The following is a 542-nucleotide window of genomic DNA, read 5'->3' on the forward strand; positions in this document are numbered from 1 at the left end:
GGTGAACCCCAGATTTTTCACTGCAATCATTACAATCGAGTTTTGCAGCTTATTATCGAGGACTGTCATTATATTGCGCGGGAGGCGATTCTGATCCGCTCCGCAGCGGAGGTCAGCCATCGACAGCTACAGGGCGTGTTTGCAGAGCATCCGGAATGGTCTGTAGGGGAATGCCTGCAGTACGCGGAGACGCTCTATCGATATTGTGGTTTCGGCGACCTGGCGTTGCATGAAGCCTTCGCTGCTACGGATGCCCCTTTGCGTATCCGCGAGCGGCACTCCCATTATGGTGCAGCGTTACGCCTCAATTACGGGAAACGTCGCTGGCCAGGAGAGTTCTTTGATTTAGGTTTTGCCGAAGGTGCACTCAAGGCAGCCTTTGGGCAGGAACATGACGGCCACATAGACAACAACCCGGATCATCCGCCCCTGTCCATGGGGGGCGAGTACACAGATTTCGTGTTGCGCCCTGTGGAGACTTCCGTGCTGGCTGTGCTCTCGTCTGCGGCACCACCATCTTTGCCGAACCAGGAGGCGGTACC

General features: G+C 56.1%; 1 pseudogene. It reads left to right on the plus strand.

Going from position 1 to position 542, the window contains the following annotated elements:
* Nucleotides 1–42: 42 nt before the first annotated feature.
* Nucleotides 43–542 (plus strand): annotated as a pseudogene (locus tag AB4090_RS15130) (hypothetical protein); the annotation flags it as partial.

Origin of the sequence: Acidithiobacillus sp. IBUN Pt1247-S3, from assembly GCF_041146875.1 — a bacterium.
Taxonomy (GTDB): domain Bacteria; phylum Pseudomonadota; class Gammaproteobacteria; order Acidithiobacillales; family Acidithiobacillaceae; genus Igneacidithiobacillus.